Consider the following 1,001-nt stretch of genomic DNA (forward strand, 5'->3'; position numbering starts at 1 on the left):
TTCCAAGTGCTCGGTACATGGGTATGGCTGAACTGGGTGGACGGTCAATGGGGCGCAAACCAAGTTTCATGGCGCCGCGATTCTCGCTTTGAGCTGATTGCCAAATCCTTTGACGCGGATTTGATTGAGAAAAAATTGCTGGAGGCTTTGGAGAAGTAAATCATCGTCCAAATGCTTATTAATCCGTTACGATAACGCCGTCTGAAGCAAGCGGTTTCAGACGGCCTTCAAATCAAAAAAATAGAGGAACACTTAACCATGTGGCGTTATATCTTTCATCGTTTGCTCCTTTTGATTCCCACGCTGTTGGGGATTTTGGCGATTACCTTCGCCGTGATTCAGTTTGTTCCCGGCGGCCCGGTGGAGCAGATGGTTCAGCAGCTGACTCAGGGTGCGGTTGGCGGCGAGACGGCGGGGCGCAGTATTCCCGGAACTTTGGCTAAAAACGGCAACCGCATCAGTGCGGAAGATTTGGCCGCTCTGAATGCTTTATACGGTTTCGACAAGCCGCCTGTAACGCGTTTTGTCGATATGGTATGGAAATTCGCCCGGTTCGACTTGGGTGAGAGCTTTTTCCACCATCAAACCGTATTTGAGCTGGTGAAAGAGAAAATGCCGGTATCGATGAGTTTGGGTTTGTGGACGTTCTTCCTAACTTATTTGATATGTATTCCGTTGGGTATTGCCAAGGCGGTCAGGGATGGCAGCCGATTCGATACGATTACGGGTATGATCATTTTGGTCGGTTATACTGTACCGCCGTTTGTATTGGGTTTGGTGTTGCTGGTGTTGTTTGGTGGCGGCAGCTTTTTTGCCTGGTTCCCGCAGGGCGGTTTGGTGGGCGATGATTTCGATACGCTCTCTTGGGCAGGTAAAGTCAAAGATTATTTGTGGCATATGGCTTTGCCGATTACTGCTTCGGTAGCAGGCAACTTGGCGGTGATGACCGTATTGACGAAAAACGTGTTCCTTGAAGAAATCCGCCGTCAATATGTTTATAC

At 49.2% G+C, this 1,001-nt stretch carries 1 protein-coding gene and 1 pseudogene; both read left to right on the forward strand.

What is annotated here, in order from left to right:
- Window positions 1-159, forward strand: a pseudogene (locus tag ACTHS3_RS14725) (CobW family GTP-binding protein); the annotation flags it as partial.
- A 99-nt stretch (window positions 160-258) separates the two neighbouring features.
- Window positions 259-1,001, forward strand: a 743-nt coding sequence (locus ACTHS3_RS14730) for an ABC transporter permease subunit (protein ID WP_440368337.1), incomplete at its 3' end; no start/stop codon positions are given.

It is taken from the genome of Neisseria sp. P0009.S007 (assembly GCF_051962515.1).